The organism is Roseateles sp. DAIF2, from assembly GCF_015624425.1.
Taxonomy (GTDB): Bacteria; Pseudomonadota; Gammaproteobacteria; order Burkholderiales; family Burkholderiaceae_C; genus Kinneretia.
This window is the reverse complement of sequence record NZ_CP049919.1, coordinates 3,770,509-3,784,880: the sequence shown is the minus strand read 5'-3', so window position 1 is coordinate 3,784,880 and position 14,372 is coordinate 3,770,509. Positions and strand designations below refer to the sequence as shown.

Sequence of the window (14,372 nt, the reverse complement as noted above, 5' to 3'; positions counted from 1 at the left end):
GATGGCGGACCCGGTGGTCGCCTATATCGGCCTCGGGGCCAATCTCGGCGACCTGGCCGCGACCCTGCGTGCCGCGCTGGCCGCGCTGGCGGCCCTGCCTGATACCGAGTTGCAGGGCGTTTCCGGCGCCTGGCGCAGCGCGCCGGTCGAGGCCGGCGGCCCGGACTATCTGAACGCGGTCGCGCGGCTGCGCACGGCGCTGGCGCCCGAGGCCCTGCTGGACGCCTTGCAGGCGATCGAGCTGGCCCATGGCCGCGAGCGGCCCTACCTGAACGCGCCGCGCACCCTGGACCTGGACCTGTTGCTCTATGCCGAGCAGCGGCTGGACACGCCGCGCCTGAGCCTGCCGCATCCGCGCCTGCACCAGCGCGCCTTCGTGCTGCGCCCGCTGCTGGAGCTGGCGCCCGCGCTGGCCGCGCCGGGCCTGGGCGCGCTGGCGGCCTATCTGCCCGGCCTGGCCGGGCAACGCATCGAGCGCCTGGACCTGGCGCTCTTGCCCTAAGAACGAGCGGGAGTTCCACATCATGTTTTCCAGCAGCGCCGGCTGGCAGACCCTCGGGCTGCTGATCCTCTCCAATATCTTCATGACCGTGGCCTGGTACGGCCACCTGAAGGACCTGGCCGCCAAGCCCTGGTGGATTGCGGCCCTGATCAGCTGGGGCATCGCGCTGTTCGAGTACCTGCTGCAGGTGCCGGCCAACCGCATCGGCTACGGCGCCGGCTTCAGCCTGGCGCAGCTGAAGATCACCCAGGAGGTGATCACCCTGGCGGTGTTCGTGCCCTTCTCGATGTTCTACATGGGCCAGCCCTTCAAGACCGACTTCATCTGGGCCGGGCTGTGCCTGATGGGCGCGGTGTATTTCATCTTCCGCGGCCCCTGAGGCGCGGGGCGGCGGCCCGGCGCCGGGCGGCTCCCGCTACACTCCTGCCTTCGTCACATGACGTGGCGATGAAGAAATCGTGACAGATCGAACGCGCCGATGCGTCGATTGAGCCCCGCCCGAGTCGGGACTGTTGCGAGTGCACCAGGAGAATCCTTCCATGCTGTTTGGCAAGCTGCTGCCCCGTGAGGGCAATTTTTTTGAGCTCTTCAATGAGCATGGCAATCAGATCGTCGAGGGCGCGCGCGCCTTCATGCTGATGATCCAGAACTACAACGACCTCGGTCTGCGCGAGAAGTACGCCGCCGAGGTCGACCGCGCCGAGCACCATGCCGACCGCGTCACCGCCGAGGTGAACCGCCTGCTGCACCGCACCTTCATCACCCCGATCGACCGCGAGCAGATCCACGGCCTGATCAACGCGATGGACGACATCCTGGACCTGCTGCAGGACAGCAGCGAGACCATGTCGCTGTACGACGTGCGCTCGATCCCCGAGGAGGTGCTGCGCCTGGGCGAGCTGTCGGCCAAGTGCTGCGAGCGCGTCCAGCATGCCGTCTCGCTGCTGCCCAAGCTGAACCAGCCGCAGACGGCCGAGGCCGCGGTCAAGACCTGCGAGGAGATCGACAAGCTGGAGTCGGATGCCGACCGCGTGATGCGCTCCGCGATGTCCAAGCTGTTCCGCGAGCAGGAGGATGTGCGCGAGCTGATCAAGCTGAAGGCCATCTATGAGCAGCTGGAGTCGATCTCCGACCGCTGCGAGGACGTGGCGAACCTGATCGAGGGCATCGTCCTCGAGAACTCCTGATCGGACCGTCCTCCATGGAAACGGTACAGATCGCGTTCTGGGTCGTGGCGATGCTGGTCATCCTGGCCATCGCCTTCGACTTCATGAACGGTTTTCACGACGCGGCCAATTCGATCGCGACGGTGGTCTCCACCGGCGTGCTGAAGCCGCAGCAGGCGGTGCTGTTCGCCGCCTTCTTCAACGTCGTCGCCATCTACTTCTTCCACCTGAAGGTGGCGGGCACGATCGGCAAGGGCATCGTCGAGCCGGGCATCGTCGACCACCATGTGGTGTTCGGCGCGCTGATCGGCGCGATCGCCTGGAACATCATCACCTGGTGGTACGGCATCCCGTCCTCCAGCTCGCATGCGCTGATCGGCGGCATCGTCGGCGCGGTGATCGCCAAGGCCGGTGCCTCCAAGCTGATCGCCAGCGGCATCCTGAAGACCGTGGCCTTCATCTTCGTCTCGCCGCTGCTGGGCTTCCTGCTCGGCTCGCTCCTGATGGTGATCGTGGCCTGGCTGTTTAGGCGCACCTCGCCGCTGCGGGTGGACAGCTGGTTCCGGCGCCTGCAGCTGGTCTCGGCCGGCCTGTACAGCCTGGGGCATGGCGGCAATGACGCGCAGAAGACCATCGGCATCATCTGGATGCTGCTGGTGGCCTCGGGCTATATGGCCGCGACGGACGCCGCGCCGCCCAACTGGGTGATCTATTCCTGCTACATCGCAATCGGCCTGGGCACGATGTTCGGCGGCTGGCGCATCGTGCGCACGATGGGCCAGAAGATCACCAAGCTGAAGCCGGTCGGCGGCTTCTGTGCCGAGACCGGCGGGGCGATGACCCTGTTCCTGGCCACGGCGCTGGGCATCCCGGTCTCGACCACGCACACCATCACCGGCGCCATCGTCGGCGTGGGCTCGGTGCAGCGCGCCTCGGCGGTGCGCTGGGGTGTGGCCGGCAACATCGTCTGGGCCTGGATCTTCACGATCCCCGCTTCGGCCTTCATGGCCGGCATCTGCTACTGGCTCAGCTTTACGCTGTTCTGACGAGCCTGGCGGCCAGGCCGCATCGAGAGAGAAAACGGGGCCCGCGGGCCCCGTTTGTCATTGGCTCAGCTCCTGGGCCGCCTCGGCCTGGGTCTCGAAGTAGCGCTGGGCGCTGAAGGCGATCGTGGTCATCAGCACCGCGCCGCCGATCAGCAGACAGACGACCACGCCGATGACATTGATCCAGCCGCTGGCGCGCGCCGGCTGGCCGGGGTTGCGCTGGGCGTTCCACTTCTCGTCCGGCGTCAGGCCGTAGATGATGCCGCCCAGCATCGCGGCCGCCAGCGCCAGGCCCAGCAGCGGCATCAGCAACCAGCTCAGGCGGTCGTCCTGGCCCAGCAGCTCCATGCGTTGCAGGCCATAGAGGCCCAGCAGGGTGGGGGCGGGGAACAGCCAGGCCCAGCGGTCCTTCAGGCCGTGCAGATAGAAGCGGTGCAGGCCGAAGCCGCCCAGCAGCAGGGCCAGCCAGGTGGCCAGGGTCTTGGACTTGTAGTTGCTCACCGGGTCGTCCTCACTCGGGGCTGTGCTGGTCGCCGGGGCCGAGCTGGCGCTGCATCAGCACCACATCCAGCCAGCGGCCGAACTTCCAGCCGGAACTCTTCAGCAGGCCGGTATGCTCGAAGCCCAGTGCGGTGTGCAGGCCGATCGAGCCCTTGTTCTCCGAGTCGCCGATCACCGCCAGCAGCTGGCGCGCGCCGGCATCCTCGCAGCGCGCGGTCAGCTCGGCCAGCAGCAGGCGTCCGACCCCCTGGCCCCGGGCGTCCGGGTGCAGGTAGATCGAGTCCTCCAGGCAGAAGCGGTAGGCCAGGCGCGGGCGGAAATAGTTGGCATAGGCATAGCCCAGCACCCGGCCCTCGAACTCCGCGACCAGCCAGGGCAGGGCGCGGCCCAGCACCTCCTGGCGCCGACGCGTCATCTCGGCCAGCTCGGGCACCTCGGTCTCGAAGGTGCCGGTGCCGTGCAGCACGGCCTCGGCGTAGATGGCCTGGATGGCCGGCAAATCGGCCTCGGTGCTGGCGCGGATCAGCAGGGTGGAACTCATTTATGGCAATGGGGCTGGTAATGCGGTGGGGCGAGTTTATAATGTCGGGTTTTGGTGCCGGTCGCTTGGCTCTTTGGGTTTAATCCTGTGAGGCTTCGCGGCGTATCTACGGTACCGAAGCTGTGTTCGGGCTTGGGGGGGATTTTCGATCCCGCCGAGGTACCGGACGGTTCGATCTGCTCGCCCTGAGTGTCTCCTGGTGCGGTGGAACGCTTTCGAGATCATCAAAGGATTCATCATGGTCGTGATTCGACTCGCACGCGGCGGCTCCAAGAAGCGCCCTTTCTACAACATCGTCGTCGCCAACAGCCAACAGCGTCGTGACGGCCGCTTCATCGAGCGCGTGGGCTTCTACAACCCGATGGCTTCCGGCGCTGCCGAAGGCCTGCGTGTCGCTCTGGACCGCGTCAGCTACTGGACCGGCGTGGGCGCCCAACTGTCGCCGACCGCTGCCCGTCTGGTCGACCAGGCCAAGAAGGCCACTGCTTAATTGCAAGTGGTGAACACGGCCGCACCCGAATCCCGCGACGATCCCTCGGCCTGGCCGGAGGATGCGGTGGAAGTCGGGCGCGTGCTGGACGCCTGGGGCATCAAGGGCTGGGTCAAGGTCCAGTCCTATTCCACCGATGCCCAGGCGCTGTTTGCCTCGCGGCGCTGGTTCCTCCAGCCGCCCGAGGGCAAGCCGGTGGCAAAGTCCTTGCCGCCGGTGCTGAAGATTCTGTCGGTACGCGACCATGGCGAGGGCATCGTGGCCAACGCCGAGGGCGTCGCGGACCGCAATGCGGCCGAAGCGCTGCGTGGCGCGCGCATCTTCATCTCGCGCGCCCAATTCCCGAAGTCCGACACGGACGAGTACTACTGGATCGACCTGATCGGCCTGACGGTCGTGAATCGCCAGGGCGAGACGCTCGGCGATGTGGTTGGCCTGCTGGACACCGGCCCGCACAGCGTGCTGCGCATCGTGCCGCCCGGCCTGACCCCGCCGGTCAAGCCCGACCAGGAGCGCCTGGTGCCCTTCGTCTCGGCCTTCATCGATGCGGTGAGCCTGGAAGAGCGCCGCATCACGGTCGACTGGGGCCTGGACTACTGAACGCGGCCAACCCGCCGCCCGCGCTGCCATGCGCTTCGACCTGATCACCCTGTTCCCCGAGCTGTTCGGGCCGCATCTGACGAGCGGCGTGACGCGCCGCGCCTTCGAGAGCCGGCAGGTCGATGTGCGCCTATGGCAGCTGCGAGATTTCGCCGAGGACAACTACCGCCGCGTCGACGACCGCCCCTATGGCGGCGGCCCCGGCATGGTGATGCTGGCCGAGCCCCTGGAGCGTGCGCTGGCGGCGGTGAAGTCCGACCGGGCCGAGGCTGCCCCCGCCATCATCCATTTCAGCCCCACCGGCCGGCGCATCGACCAGGCCCTGGTGGCCGAGCTGGCCGCCGGCCCCGGCGGCATCCTGCTGTGCGGCCGCTACGAGGGCATCGACCAGCGCTTCCTGGACCGGCATATGAGCCTGGAGCTGAGCCTGGGCGACTTCGTGCTGTCCGGCGGCGAGTTGCCGGCGCTGGCTCTGTTGGACGCGATCGCGCGGCTGCAGCCCGGCGTGCTGAACGACGCCGCCTCGCACGAGCAGGACAGCTTCTCGGACGGCCTGCTGGACTGCCCGCATTACAGCCGCCCCGAACTGCTGCGCACCGCGGACGGGCAGGAACTGCCGGTGCCGCCGGTGCTGCTGTCCGGCCATCATCTGCAGATCGCGCGCTGGCGCCGCGAGCGCTCGCTGGCCCTGACCCAGGCGCGCCGCCCGGAGCTGATCGAGGCCGCGCGCCGCGCCGGCCGGCTCGGTCGCGAGGACGAGAAGTTCCTCGCGACTTTGACGAAGCCCCCGAGCGGGCTATAATGATCGGCTTTTCGATCCTCTACCGGGCTGCGCGCTGAATGTTCCGGCGCGCGACAAGGCCAGTCCGATCCCCTCGCGGGGGTTCACCCTGGCTTAAACATCGCGCCGGCATGATCGCTTGGAGTGTCAACTCATGGATCTGATCCAAACCCTCGAGCAAGAAGAAATCGCTCGCCTGAACAAGACCATCCCGGCCTTCGCCCCCGGCGACACCGTGATCGTCAGCGTCAACGTCGTCGAAGGCAGCCGCAAGCGCGTGCAGGCCTACGAAGGCGTGGTGATCGCCAAGCGCAACCGCGGCCTGAACAGCAGCTTCATCGTGCGCAAGATCTCCAGCGGCGAAGGCGTCGAGCGTACCTTCCAGCTGTACAGCCCCCTGATCGCTTCGATCGAAGTGAAGCGTCGCGGCGATGTGCGTCGCGCCAAGCTGTACTACCTGCGTGAGCGTTCGGGCAAGTCGGCTCGAATCAAAGAAAAGTTGGCCTAAGCCAACTTTCGCCGAAGTTAATGGCCCGGCACGGGCCGTTAACGCAGGCAAAAGCTCGTGGCCTGCGCCACGACCAAAGCCGCCTTCGGGCGGCTTTGTCATTTCCGGCCTATGCTCGCCCGATGTCCCGTCCGCCGATCCTGAATCCGCAAGCCGTGCCCGTGACGGGCGCCGATCACCATCTGCCGGCCGTGTCCGCCATGGCGCTCGAGCCGGCCGCGCTGCGCCAGCGCTTCACCGCGCCGCCGCCCTGGCAGCCGGAGATCCCCGGCGATGGTGGGCGCTTCGCGCAGCGCACGCCGGCCGCCGCCGCGGTGCTGGTGCCGCTGGTGATGCACGACAGCGGCACCACGCTGCTCTTGACCCGCCGCACCGCGCATCTGCGCGACCATGCCGGCCAGATCAGCTTTCCCGGCGGCCGCGTCGAGCCCGAGGACGAGGGCGTGATCGCCACCGCGCTGCGCGAGACCGAGGAGGAGATCGGCCTGGCGCGCGAGCATATCGAGGTGATCGGCCAGCTGCCGATCTACACCACGGTGACGGCCTTCGAGGTCTCGCCGGTGGTGGCCCTGGTGCGGCCCGGCTTCAACCTGACGCTCGACGCGGGCGAGGTCGACGAGGCCTTCGAGGTGCCGCTGGCCTTCCTGATGGACCCTGCGCATCACCAGCGCCATCTGTTCAGCTGGGAGGGCGGCGAGCGGCAGTTCCTCTCGATGCCCTGGGTCGCGCCGGACCCGGAGGAGGGCGGGGCTCCGCGCGAGTACTTCATCTGGGGCGCGACGGCCGCGATGCTGCGCAATCTCTATCGCTTTCTCAGTGCCTGACCCGGGTCGGAGCGGTGCCGGCCGCGGCTATCATCCCGCCCCATGAACTTCTTTGCGGTCTTGTTCGCGCTGATCTGCGAACAGCTCAAACCTTTGCCTCATGGCAATCGCATCCACGACGGCGTGATCTCCTGGGTGCGCTGGACCGGGCGCAATTTCGATGCCGGCCGTGAGCACCATGCCGGCGTGGTCTGGGCCATCACGGTGATCGGCCCGGCGCTGCTGACCGCCGGCATCTACTTCGCGCTGAAGCAGTTCAGCGTGCTGCTGGCGCTGGCCTTCGACGTGCTGGTGCTCTACCTGACCCTGGGCTTTCGCCAGTTCAGCCATTACTTCACCGACATCCGCGACGCGCTGGAGCGTGGCGACGAGCTGGAGGCGCGCCGCCTGCTGGCCGAATGGCGCCATCTGGACGCCAGCGAGCTGCCGCGCACCGAGCTGCTGCGCCATGTGATCGAGCATTCGCTGCTGGCCGCGCATCGCCATGTGTTCGGCGTGTTCTTCTGGTTCGTCGTGCTGTCGACCCTGGCGCTGGGGCCGGCCGGCGCGGTGTTGTACCGCATGGCCGAGTTCGCCAGCCGCTACTGGGCCTTCAAGAGCCGCACCCTGGACGCGCCGACCAACGAGCGCCTGATGCTGCTGTCGCGCCGCCTGTTCGGCTGGGCCGACTATCTGCCCTCGCGCCTGACCGCTACCGGCTTCGCCATCGTCGGCAATTTCGAGGAGGCGGTGAACGGCTGGCGCCGCGATGCGCGGCTGTGGCTGCATGCCAACGAGGGCATCATCCTGGCTGCTGCGGCCGGCGCCCTGGGCGTGCAGCTGGGCGGCTCGGCCGCACCGGGCGTCACGCCCGACCGCAGCAAGACCTTCGAGGCCGGCGGCGATGCCGAGGCCACCAGCGCCCAGGGCTCGACGCCGGGCGCGGCGCCGATGCTGGGCCATCTGCAGAGCGTGGTGGGCCTGGTCTGGCGCTCGGTGGTGCTGTGGATGATGCTGCTGGCGCTGCTGACCCTGGCCAATTTGGTCGGCTGAGCCCGGCGTCGGACAGTGCCTGCGCACTGTCCGACGCCGGGCGAAGGATGGGCCGCGTCTAGCGCGGATCGGCTGGGTCAGGTCATGGCGGGCAGCAGGGCCCGCATCACCTGCTCGTGCACGCGGTTCAACGCGGCCAACGACTTGTCCGAACCGCTCATATAGACCGCCACCAGCCCGGCCGCCCGGCCCGGCGGAAAGACGATCGCCAGGTCGTTGACCGCGCCGCGCGTGCCGGTCACGGCCTCGCCCAGCAGCAGCTTGCGCAGGGTCTCGGCGATCGCCGCCGGCGTGGTACGGTCGCGCGGGTCGCCGGGCAGGTTGCTGTTGATCGATCTCGAAACGATCCAGCCGCGTCAGCGGATCGCCCAGCCCGCGCAGCCAGGCGGTCAGCGCGAACGGCCCGCCAGCCTGGCCTTGACCGCCGGCGCGTAAGGCACCAGATCGGCTCGCGAGATCGGCAGCGCCTGATCCACCGCCAGCGGGCCGGCCTCGACCCGCGCGAGCACGAAGCCGGCCAGCAGGGCCTTGAAGGTGGAGCACATCGCGAAACGCTGGTCGGCCCTGCAACCGATCAGGCGGCCGCTGCCACTGTCCAGCGCGCAGACGCCCAGCTCGCCCCGCTGGCGCCAGCCGGGCCTCGACCGAGGATGGGGCGGCCCGGGCCTGCAGCGGCAGCACCGGGGCGGCGGCGACATCGCGCCGCTTCATCCTCACTTCAGCAGCGTCTCGCGCAGGAACAGGATGGTGGCGTAGAACTGGTAGTCCGCGTTCTCCTTGCGCGCGAAGCCATGGCCCTCGTTCTCGGCGCGCAGGTACCAGACCGGGGTGCCGTTCTCGCGCACCTTGGCGACGATCTGCTCGGCCTCGGTGTAGGGCACGCGCGGGTCGTTCTTGCCCTGCACGACGAACAGCGGTTTCCTGATCCGGCCGGCATTGCTGAGCGGCGAGATCCGGTCGAGGAACTCGCGCATCGCCGGATCGCGCTCGTCGCCGTATTCGACGCGGCGCAGGTCCCGCCGGTAGCTCTCGGTGTTCTGCAGGAAGGTGACGAAATGCGAGATGCCCACCACGTCGATCGCGCCGGCGATGCGCTCGGCGTAATGGGTGGCCACCGCCAGCGTCATGTAGCCGCCGTAGCTGCCGCCCATCACCAGCACGCGTGAGGCGTCCAGGTCCGGCTGGGTCGCGATCCAGTCCAGCAGCGCACCGATGTCCTTGACCGAATCCTCGCGCTTGAAGCCGTTGTCCAGCGCCAGGAAGCTCTTGCCGTAGCCCTCCGAGCCGCGCACATTGGGCTGGATGAAGGCGATGCCCAGCTCGTTGACGTAGTACTGGTTGCGCGCCAGGAAGCCGACCGTGGCCTGGCCCTCGGGGCCGCCATGGATCGAGATGATCACCGGGCGCTTGCCCGGAAAGCGGCTCTTGGCGGGCTGGGTCAGCAGGCCCGAGATGGTCTGGCTGTCGAAGCTCTTCCAGCGCACGATCTGCTGCTCGCTGAACTGCTGCGGGTCCACGCCGGGCGGCGCGTAGGGCCGGGTCCAGGCCTGCACCTGGCCGTCCGCGTCCAGGGTGTAGATCTGGCTCGGGCCCTGCGCATTGCTCAGGCCGAAGGCCAGCTCGCCCAGCTTCGGGTGGAACCGGGTCGAGTCCACATTGCCGGCCGGGATGCGCGGCGCCGGCAGCTCCTTGAGCTGGCGGCCGTCGAACAGGCGCAGCTCGTCGCGGCCGTCCACATTGACCTGCACCGCCAGGCGCTGGCCGTCCTCGGTAGCCGCGGCGCCGCTGACATCCCAGGGGATATGGCTGGTGAAGCGGGTCAGCCGGCCGCTGGCGATCTCGTAGTTCATCAGCTCGCGGAACTCGCCGAAGCGGTCGCTCAGCAGATGCAGGGACCGGTTGTCGCGGCCGAAGGCGCCGGGCATGTGCACCGCCTTGACCTCTGCCGCGCCGGGCGCCGGCAGCAGCTGGCGGCGCTGGCCGCTCTCCAGGTCCAGCAGCCAGACCTGCGACTCGTTGGCCGACAGGTAGCGCACCAGCGCGAGCTGCTTGTCGTCCCAGGAGGGGCGGGCGGCGGACCAGCCCGGGCCGGGCAGGTCGGCGATCTTGCGTTTGCCCTCGGGTCGCAGCGGATCCATGATCCACAGCCCGGTGCTGATCTGCGCGCGGCTGCCGCCCTGGGCGGTGCGGTCCAGCGGCACCGCGGTGTAGATCATCTGGCTGCTGTTGTTGAGCCAGGTCACCAGGTCGTTGCGTTCGTCCGGGTGGGTCAGTTGCACCGGCGCGCGGCCCGGGCCGTCCAGGCGGTAGAGCTGGTCCACCTCGGAGCCGCCGGCGCTGCGCTCGAACACGATATAGCGGCCCTCGCGCGGCTCGTAGCTGGCCTTGCTGACCGGGTCGGCGCCGTCGGTCAGCTGCTCGGGTTCGGCCAGCGGGCCGGCCAGGCGGAACAACTGCGCGGTATTGGCCCCGGCCCGGCGGTGCGAGACCAGCATCTCGCGCTTGAGCGGATGCCAGTCGACGAAGCCGTGGCCGCGGAAATCGGTGTAGCGCTGGACCCGGTCCACCAGGCTTTGCGGGATCGCCGGGATGCCCTGCACCAGCAGATTGGCGTTGGGCTGCAGCACGGCCGCTTCCTGGCGGGGCGGCTGGGCGCAGGCGGCCAGCAGGCCGGTCAGGGTGCCCAGCAGCAGGGCACGGGTGAAAACGGTGTTTCGCATGGAACTCGGGCCAGAGTGCGGAGCTCCGCATTCTGGCCCGAGACAGGGGGCATGACTTCGGTCAGCCCCTGGGGGAAGTCCTCAGGCCATCGCCTGGATGCCGGCAATCGCCCATTCGCGGCTGCCGTCGAGCGGGCGCACCAGATGCCAGACCTCGTCGAAGTTCTCGGCCGCGGCCTCGCTCTGTTCGCGCACCAGGCCCCAGAAACGCACGCTGACGATCTGCTCGCCCTGCTCCTCGACCTGCTCCAGCACCTGGGCGTCGAGTTGCAGCACATCGGTGCGCTGCGGCGCGCCCTTGCGCTCCAGCAGCCCATGCTGCAGCGAGGCGTACATCTGCGGCGTGGTGAAGCGGCGCAGGTCGTTCTGGTCGCCGGCGTCGTTGGCCGCCTGCATGCGGATGAACACCTGCTTGGCCAACTGCTCGAAGCCGGCGGCGTCGAAGCCCGGCTGGGTCACCGGGCGGGCGGCGGCCACCGGCACGGCGGCCGCGACCGGTGCTGCGCTGCCGACGGACGGCGAGCTGGGCATCTGGCTGGGGAAGGGCGCGCCGGCACCGGCGAACTGCATGCCCTGCGGCGCGGCCGCGGCCTTCTTGGCGGCGAAGCGGCGCATCACGAAGCCGACCACCAGCATCAGCACCAGGCCCACCAGCACCATGGTCATGATGTTGGCCAGGGCCTCGCCGAAGCCGAAATGGCTGGCCAGCGCGGCCAGGCCCAGGCCGGCGGCCAGGCCGGCCAGCGGGCCCATCCAGCTGCGCTTTTGCGGCGCGGCCGCGGCGGCGGGCGGCGTGGCCTGTTGCTGCGGTGCGGCATTCTGCTGCGGCGCCTGCTGGGCGGGGGTGTTGCTCGGTGCGGCGGGCTTGGCCGGCTGGGTCGGCACGTCGCGCTTCATGCCGCCGCCGCCCATGCGCTTGGCCTGCACCTCGGGGGTGACCAGGCTCAGGCCGACGACGAGGGCCAGCGCGCTCAGGGTGATTTTGTTCAAGGTCGGTCTCCTATCTCTTCCGAAAGATCCGAACGCAGATCGGGGCGTCCGGCGCAATTTCAAGGGGGGTGGATTTCAGGCGCTGCGCACATCGGCCAGCACCTGGCTGCCGAAGTCCGCGCGGGCCAGGAAGCGCAGCACCTTGGCCGCGGCCTGCTCGGGGCTGTCCAGCTGGCCCTCCTGCTTGAAGGCCGCGAAGCGGTGCTGGTCCGGGAAGCGCGCGGGATCGCCGCTGCGCAGCTGCAGCTGCATGTCGGTGTCGATGATGCCGGGCGCCAGCGAGACGATGCGCGCGCCGTCCGGGCGCTCGGCCTCGTCCAGCGCCATCGCGGCGGACAGGTTGTCCATGCCGGCCTTGGCCGCGCAATAGGGCGCGCTGGCGGCCATCGCGCGCCGGCCCAGGCCCGAGGAAATGTTCAGGATCTTCTTCGGCGCGGCCCAGCCGCGTGTCGCGGCCAGGAAGGCGCTAGACAGCAGCAGGGTGGCCTCCAGCCCGACGCGCAGCGCGCCCGACAGCTGGGCCAGCGGCACGCCGTCGACCGGGCCCGGCTCGGTGACGATGCCGGCGTTGTTGATCAGCACGGCCTCGGCAAAGCGCGCCGGGTCTTGCCCGGCCAGCCAGGCCTGCAGCCTCTCGGCCGCCGGCAGCGGGTCGGCCAGGTCGGCGCTCCATTGCTCCAGGCCGCCGGGCGCTGCCGCCGCCGCGAGCGCGGGGCTCTGCCCACGGGCCAGGCCCAGCACGAGGTGGTCGGCGGCCAGCAGCTGGCGTGCGATCGCCTCGCCCATGCCGCGCGAGGATCCGGTGATGATGAAGAGTTTCATGGGTTGGACTGGCGGGTGAACACCAGCAGCAGGTTGTTGGCGGGCATCTCGATGCGTTCGCTCAGCGCCAGGCCCTGGGCCGCGGCCTCCGCCACCACCGCCTGCAGGGGGCGCAGGCCCCAGGCGGGGTTGCGCTCGCGCAGGTCGGCATCGAAGGCCAGGTTGCTCGGGGCGGTGGGGCGGTCGGCCTCCAGGAAGGGGCCGTAGACGATCAGCCGCCCGTCGGCGGCGAGATGGCGGGCCGCGCCGGCCAGCAGGCCCAGCCCGGCCGGCCAGGGCGCGATATGCAGCATATTGGCGCAGAAGATCAGGTCCGGCTGCAGATGGCCGGGCGGCAGCCGCCAGTCGGCGCTGGCCACGTCCAGCTCCAGCGCGGCCGGTCCCTCGGGCCACCAGGCCGCGATCGAGGCGCGCGCCTCCGGCTTGGGATCGGAGGCCAGCCAGGACCAGCCGGGCAGCGCGGCGGCGAACAGGGCCACATGCTGGCCGCTGCCGCTGGCGATCTCCAGCGCGCGGCCGCGCTCGGGCAGCAGGCGCCGCAGCTGGTCCAGGATCGGCTGCTTGTTGCGCTCGGCGGCGGGGCTTTGCAAGGGGGTGTTCATCGGCGACTCAGAACTCGGGTGGGCAGGATAAGGCAAGACCCCGGCCGGGCAGTTCCAGCCGGCTGGCATGCAGCAGCAGGCGCGGCGCCGGCGCGCCGCCGTACAGCGCGTCGCCAACGATCGGATGGCCCAGCGCCTTCAGGTGCACGCGCAGCTGGTGCGAGCGGCCGGTGATCGGCTCCAGCTCCAGCCTGCTGCAGGCAGCGTCGCCATGGGCCTCATGGCCCAGCACGCGCCAGCGCGTGGTCGAGGGCTTGCCGAGCTCATGGTCGACCTTCTGCAGTGGCCGGTTGGGCCAGTCGGCGATCAGGGGCAGGTCGATCTGCTGCCAGCCCTCGGCATCGAGCCGGCCGCCGACCACCGCGACATAGCGCTTGGCGACGCGGCGCTCGGCGAAGTCCAGGCTCAGCGCGCGCTGCATCGCCGCGCCGCGCGCGAACAGCAGCAGGCCCGAGGTCGCCATGTCCAGCCGGTGCACCACCAGCGCATCAGCATGCAGCGCCCGCACGCGCGCCCAGGCGCAGTCCGGCTCGCTGCGGCCGGGCACCGAGAGCAGGCCGCTGGGCTTGTCGACCACGACCAGCTCGGCGTCGAGATGGACGATGCGCATCCGCTCAGAACTGGTCGATCCAGCCCGACTGCAGCGCCGACTGCGGGTTCGAGCCGGCGTCGCGCACCTGGCGCAGCGCGGTCGCCGCATCCTGGCCCAGGGCCTTCAGCACGCAGGCCGCGACGGTGCCGGTGCGGCCCATGCCGGCGGCGCAATGCAGCAGGGCCGAATCGCCCAGGCGCAGGCCCTGGACGATCTGCTCGACGCCGGCGCGGAAGGCGCTCGGGTCCGAGCCCAGGCCGAAGTCGCGCATCGGCAGGTGCAGCCAGCGAAAGGGCAGGCGGCCCTCGGCGATCGCCTTGTGATAGGCCGGCGAGAGCTGGGCCACCTCGTCCAGCGGGTTCAGGCAGACCACCAGGTTCAGCTGGCGCTGCCGCGCCTCGTCGAGGAAGGCGCCCCAGCTCTCCAGCCGGCCGGGCATCGATTGCAGCCAGAGCCGGCCCGGGATCGGGGCGGGAAGGGGAAGGGGGCGAAAGGGCATGGGCCTATTGTCGATCAGCCGCGTGGCATGGGCTTGCGCTCGCCATGGTTTATCAATCGTTTGTTTATTTATTAAAGGAGCCGCGGCATGATGGCCCCCGCCAGCCGAGCCGCGCGCTTCGCCAGCAACCGGCTGCGACTGCCGGCCGGCGGCCCA

Annotated in this window: 20 protein-coding genes; 10 read left to right on the top strand and 10 right to left on the bottom strand. The window is 69.6% G+C overall.

Going from position 1 to position 14,372, the window contains the following annotated elements; all coding sequences use genetic code 11:
- Window position 1: 1 nt before the first annotated feature.
- The 4 genes from folK (at window position 2) to G8A07_RS17605 (ending at window position 2,714) form a co-directional block, all read left to right on the top strand.
- Entirely contained in the window at window positions 2–502 is a 501-nt protein-coding gene (folK, locus tag G8A07_RS17620) for a 2-amino-4-hydroxy-6-hydroxymethyldihydropteridine diphosphokinase (protein ID WP_195793313.1), read from the top strand.
- A gap of 22 nt (window positions 503–524) precedes the next feature.
- Complete coding sequence (locus tag G8A07_RS17615) at window positions 525–881, top strand: DMT family protein (RefSeq protein WP_195793312.1); 357 nt, start codon at window positions 525–527, stop codon at window positions 879–881.
- 160 nt (window positions 882–1,041) lie between these two features.
- Window positions 1,042–1,689 carry a DUF47 domain-containing protein gene (locus G8A07_RS17610; RefSeq protein ID WP_195793311.1) on the top strand — a complete coding sequence of 216 codons (648 nt, stop codon included), beginning with the start codon at window positions 1,042–1,044 and terminating at the stop codon, window positions 1,687–1,689.
- Between the two features lie 14 nt (window positions 1,690–1,703).
- Window positions 1,704–2,714 carry an inorganic phosphate transporter gene (locus tag G8A07_RS17605; protein ID WP_195793310.1) on the top strand — a complete coding sequence of 337 codons (1,011 nt, stop codon included), beginning with the start codon at window positions 1,704–1,706 and terminating at the stop codon, window positions 2,712–2,714.
- Between the two features lie 57 nt (window positions 2,715–2,771).
- Here the strand turns inward: G8A07_RS17605 and G8A07_RS17600 are convergent, their stop codons facing one another.
- Together G8A07_RS17600 and G8A07_RS17595 are read right to left on the bottom strand one after the other, a co-directional pair.
- Complete coding sequence (locus tag G8A07_RS17600; protein ID WP_195793309.1) at window positions 2,772–3,215, bottom strand: NINE protein; 444 nt, start codon at window positions 3,213–3,215, stop codon at window positions 2,772–2,774.
- A 10-nt stretch (window positions 3,216–3,225) separates the two neighbouring features.
- The gene (locus tag G8A07_RS17595) at window positions 3,226–3,756 is read right to left on the bottom strand and encodes a GNAT family N-acetyltransferase (RefSeq protein WP_195793308.1); all 531 of its coding nucleotides are present in this window, start codon (window positions 3,754–3,756) and stop codon (window positions 3,226–3,228) included.
- A 238-nt stretch (window positions 3,757–3,994) separates the two neighbouring features.
- Between G8A07_RS17595 and rpsP the strand changes: the two genes are divergently transcribed.
- The 6 genes from rpsP to G8A07_RS17565 all read left to right on the top strand — a co-directional run bounded on the left by rpsP (window position 3,995) and on the right by G8A07_RS17565 (window position 7,991).
- Window positions 3,995–4,246, top strand: coding sequence for a 30S ribosomal protein S16 (rpsP, locus tag G8A07_RS17590; protein ID WP_195793307.1), 252 nt, complete (start codon window positions 3,995–3,997; stop codon window positions 4,244–4,246).
- 6 nt (window positions 4,247–4,252) lie between these two features.
- Window positions 4,253–4,846: a ribosome maturation factor RimM gene (gene rimM / locus G8A07_RS17585; RefSeq protein WP_371816461.1), complete on the top strand. Its 594-nt coding sequence runs from the start codon at window positions 4,253–4,255 to the stop codon at window positions 4,844–4,846.
- 28 nt (window positions 4,847–4,874) lie between these two features.
- Entirely contained in the window at window positions 4,875–5,648 is a 774-nt protein-coding gene (gene trmD / locus G8A07_RS17580) for a tRNA (guanosine(37)-N1)-methyltransferase TrmD (protein WP_195793305.1), read from the top strand.
- Between the two features lie 133 nt (window positions 5,649–5,781).
- On the top strand, window positions 5,782–6,135 hold the full coding sequence (gene rplS / locus G8A07_RS17575) for a 50S ribosomal protein L19 (protein ID WP_195793304.1): 354 nt from the start codon (window positions 5,782–5,784) through the stop codon (window positions 6,133–6,135).
- Between the two features lie 122 nt (window positions 6,136–6,257).
- Window positions 6,258–6,959, top strand: a complete 702-nt coding sequence (locus G8A07_RS17570) for a CoA pyrophosphatase (protein WP_195793303.1) — start codon at window positions 6,258–6,260, stop codon at window positions 6,957–6,959.
- Window positions 6,960–7,001: 42 nt separating this feature from the next.
- Complete coding sequence (locus G8A07_RS17565) at window positions 7,002–7,991, top strand: CobD/CbiB family protein (RefSeq protein WP_195793302.1); 990 nt, start codon at window positions 7,002–7,004, stop codon at window positions 7,989–7,991.
- A 77-nt stretch (window positions 7,992–8,068) separates the two neighbouring features.
- Here G8A07_RS17565 and G8A07_RS17560 read toward each other — a convergent pair whose 3' ends face one another.
- The 8 genes from G8A07_RS17560 to G8A07_RS17525 form a co-directional block, all read right to left on the bottom strand.
- On the bottom strand, window positions 8,069–8,233 hold the full coding sequence (locus G8A07_RS17560; RefSeq protein WP_195793301.1) for a hypothetical protein: 165 nt from the start codon (window positions 8,231–8,233) through the stop codon (window positions 8,069–8,071).
- A gap of 147 nt (window positions 8,234–8,380) precedes the next feature.
- Entirely contained in the window at window positions 8,381–8,689 is a 309-nt protein-coding gene (locus tag G8A07_RS17555; RefSeq protein ID WP_195793300.1) for a serine hydrolase, read from the bottom strand.
- Window positions 8,690–8,704: 15 nt separating this feature from the next.
- Entirely contained in the window at window positions 8,705–10,711 is a 2,007-nt protein-coding gene (locus tag G8A07_RS17550; RefSeq protein ID WP_195793299.1) for a prolyl oligopeptidase family serine peptidase, read from the bottom strand.
- Window positions 10,712–10,792: 81 nt separating this feature from the next.
- A complete protein-coding gene (locus tag G8A07_RS17545) occupies window positions 10,793–11,701 on the bottom strand; it encodes a Tim44 domain-containing protein (RefSeq protein WP_249937036.1) in 909 nt (302 codons plus the stop codon).
- 75 nt (window positions 11,702–11,776) lie between these two features.
- Window positions 11,777–12,523: an SDR family NAD(P)-dependent oxidoreductase gene (locus tag G8A07_RS17540; RefSeq protein ID WP_195793298.1), complete on the bottom strand. Its 747-nt coding sequence runs from the start codon at window positions 12,521–12,523 to the stop codon at window positions 11,777–11,779.
- A complete protein-coding gene (locus G8A07_RS17535) occupies window positions 12,520–13,125 on the bottom strand; it encodes a DUF938 domain-containing protein (RefSeq protein WP_195793297.1) in 606 nt (201 codons plus the stop codon). Before G8A07_RS17535 ends, G8A07_RS17540 begins: the two co-directional genes overlap by 4 nt.
- Window positions 13,126–13,132: 7 nt before the next feature.
- Window positions 13,133–13,735 (bottom strand): RluA family pseudouridine synthase, encoded by a 603-nt coding sequence (locus G8A07_RS17530; RefSeq protein WP_195793296.1) that lies wholly within the window; start codon window positions 13,733–13,735, stop codon window positions 13,133–13,135.
- Window positions 13,736–13,739: 4 nt separating this feature from the next.
- Entirely contained in the window at window positions 13,740–14,216 is a 477-nt protein-coding gene (locus tag G8A07_RS17525) for a tyrosine-protein phosphatase (protein ID WP_195793295.1), read from the bottom strand.
- Window positions 14,217–14,372: the final 156 nt, after the last annotated feature.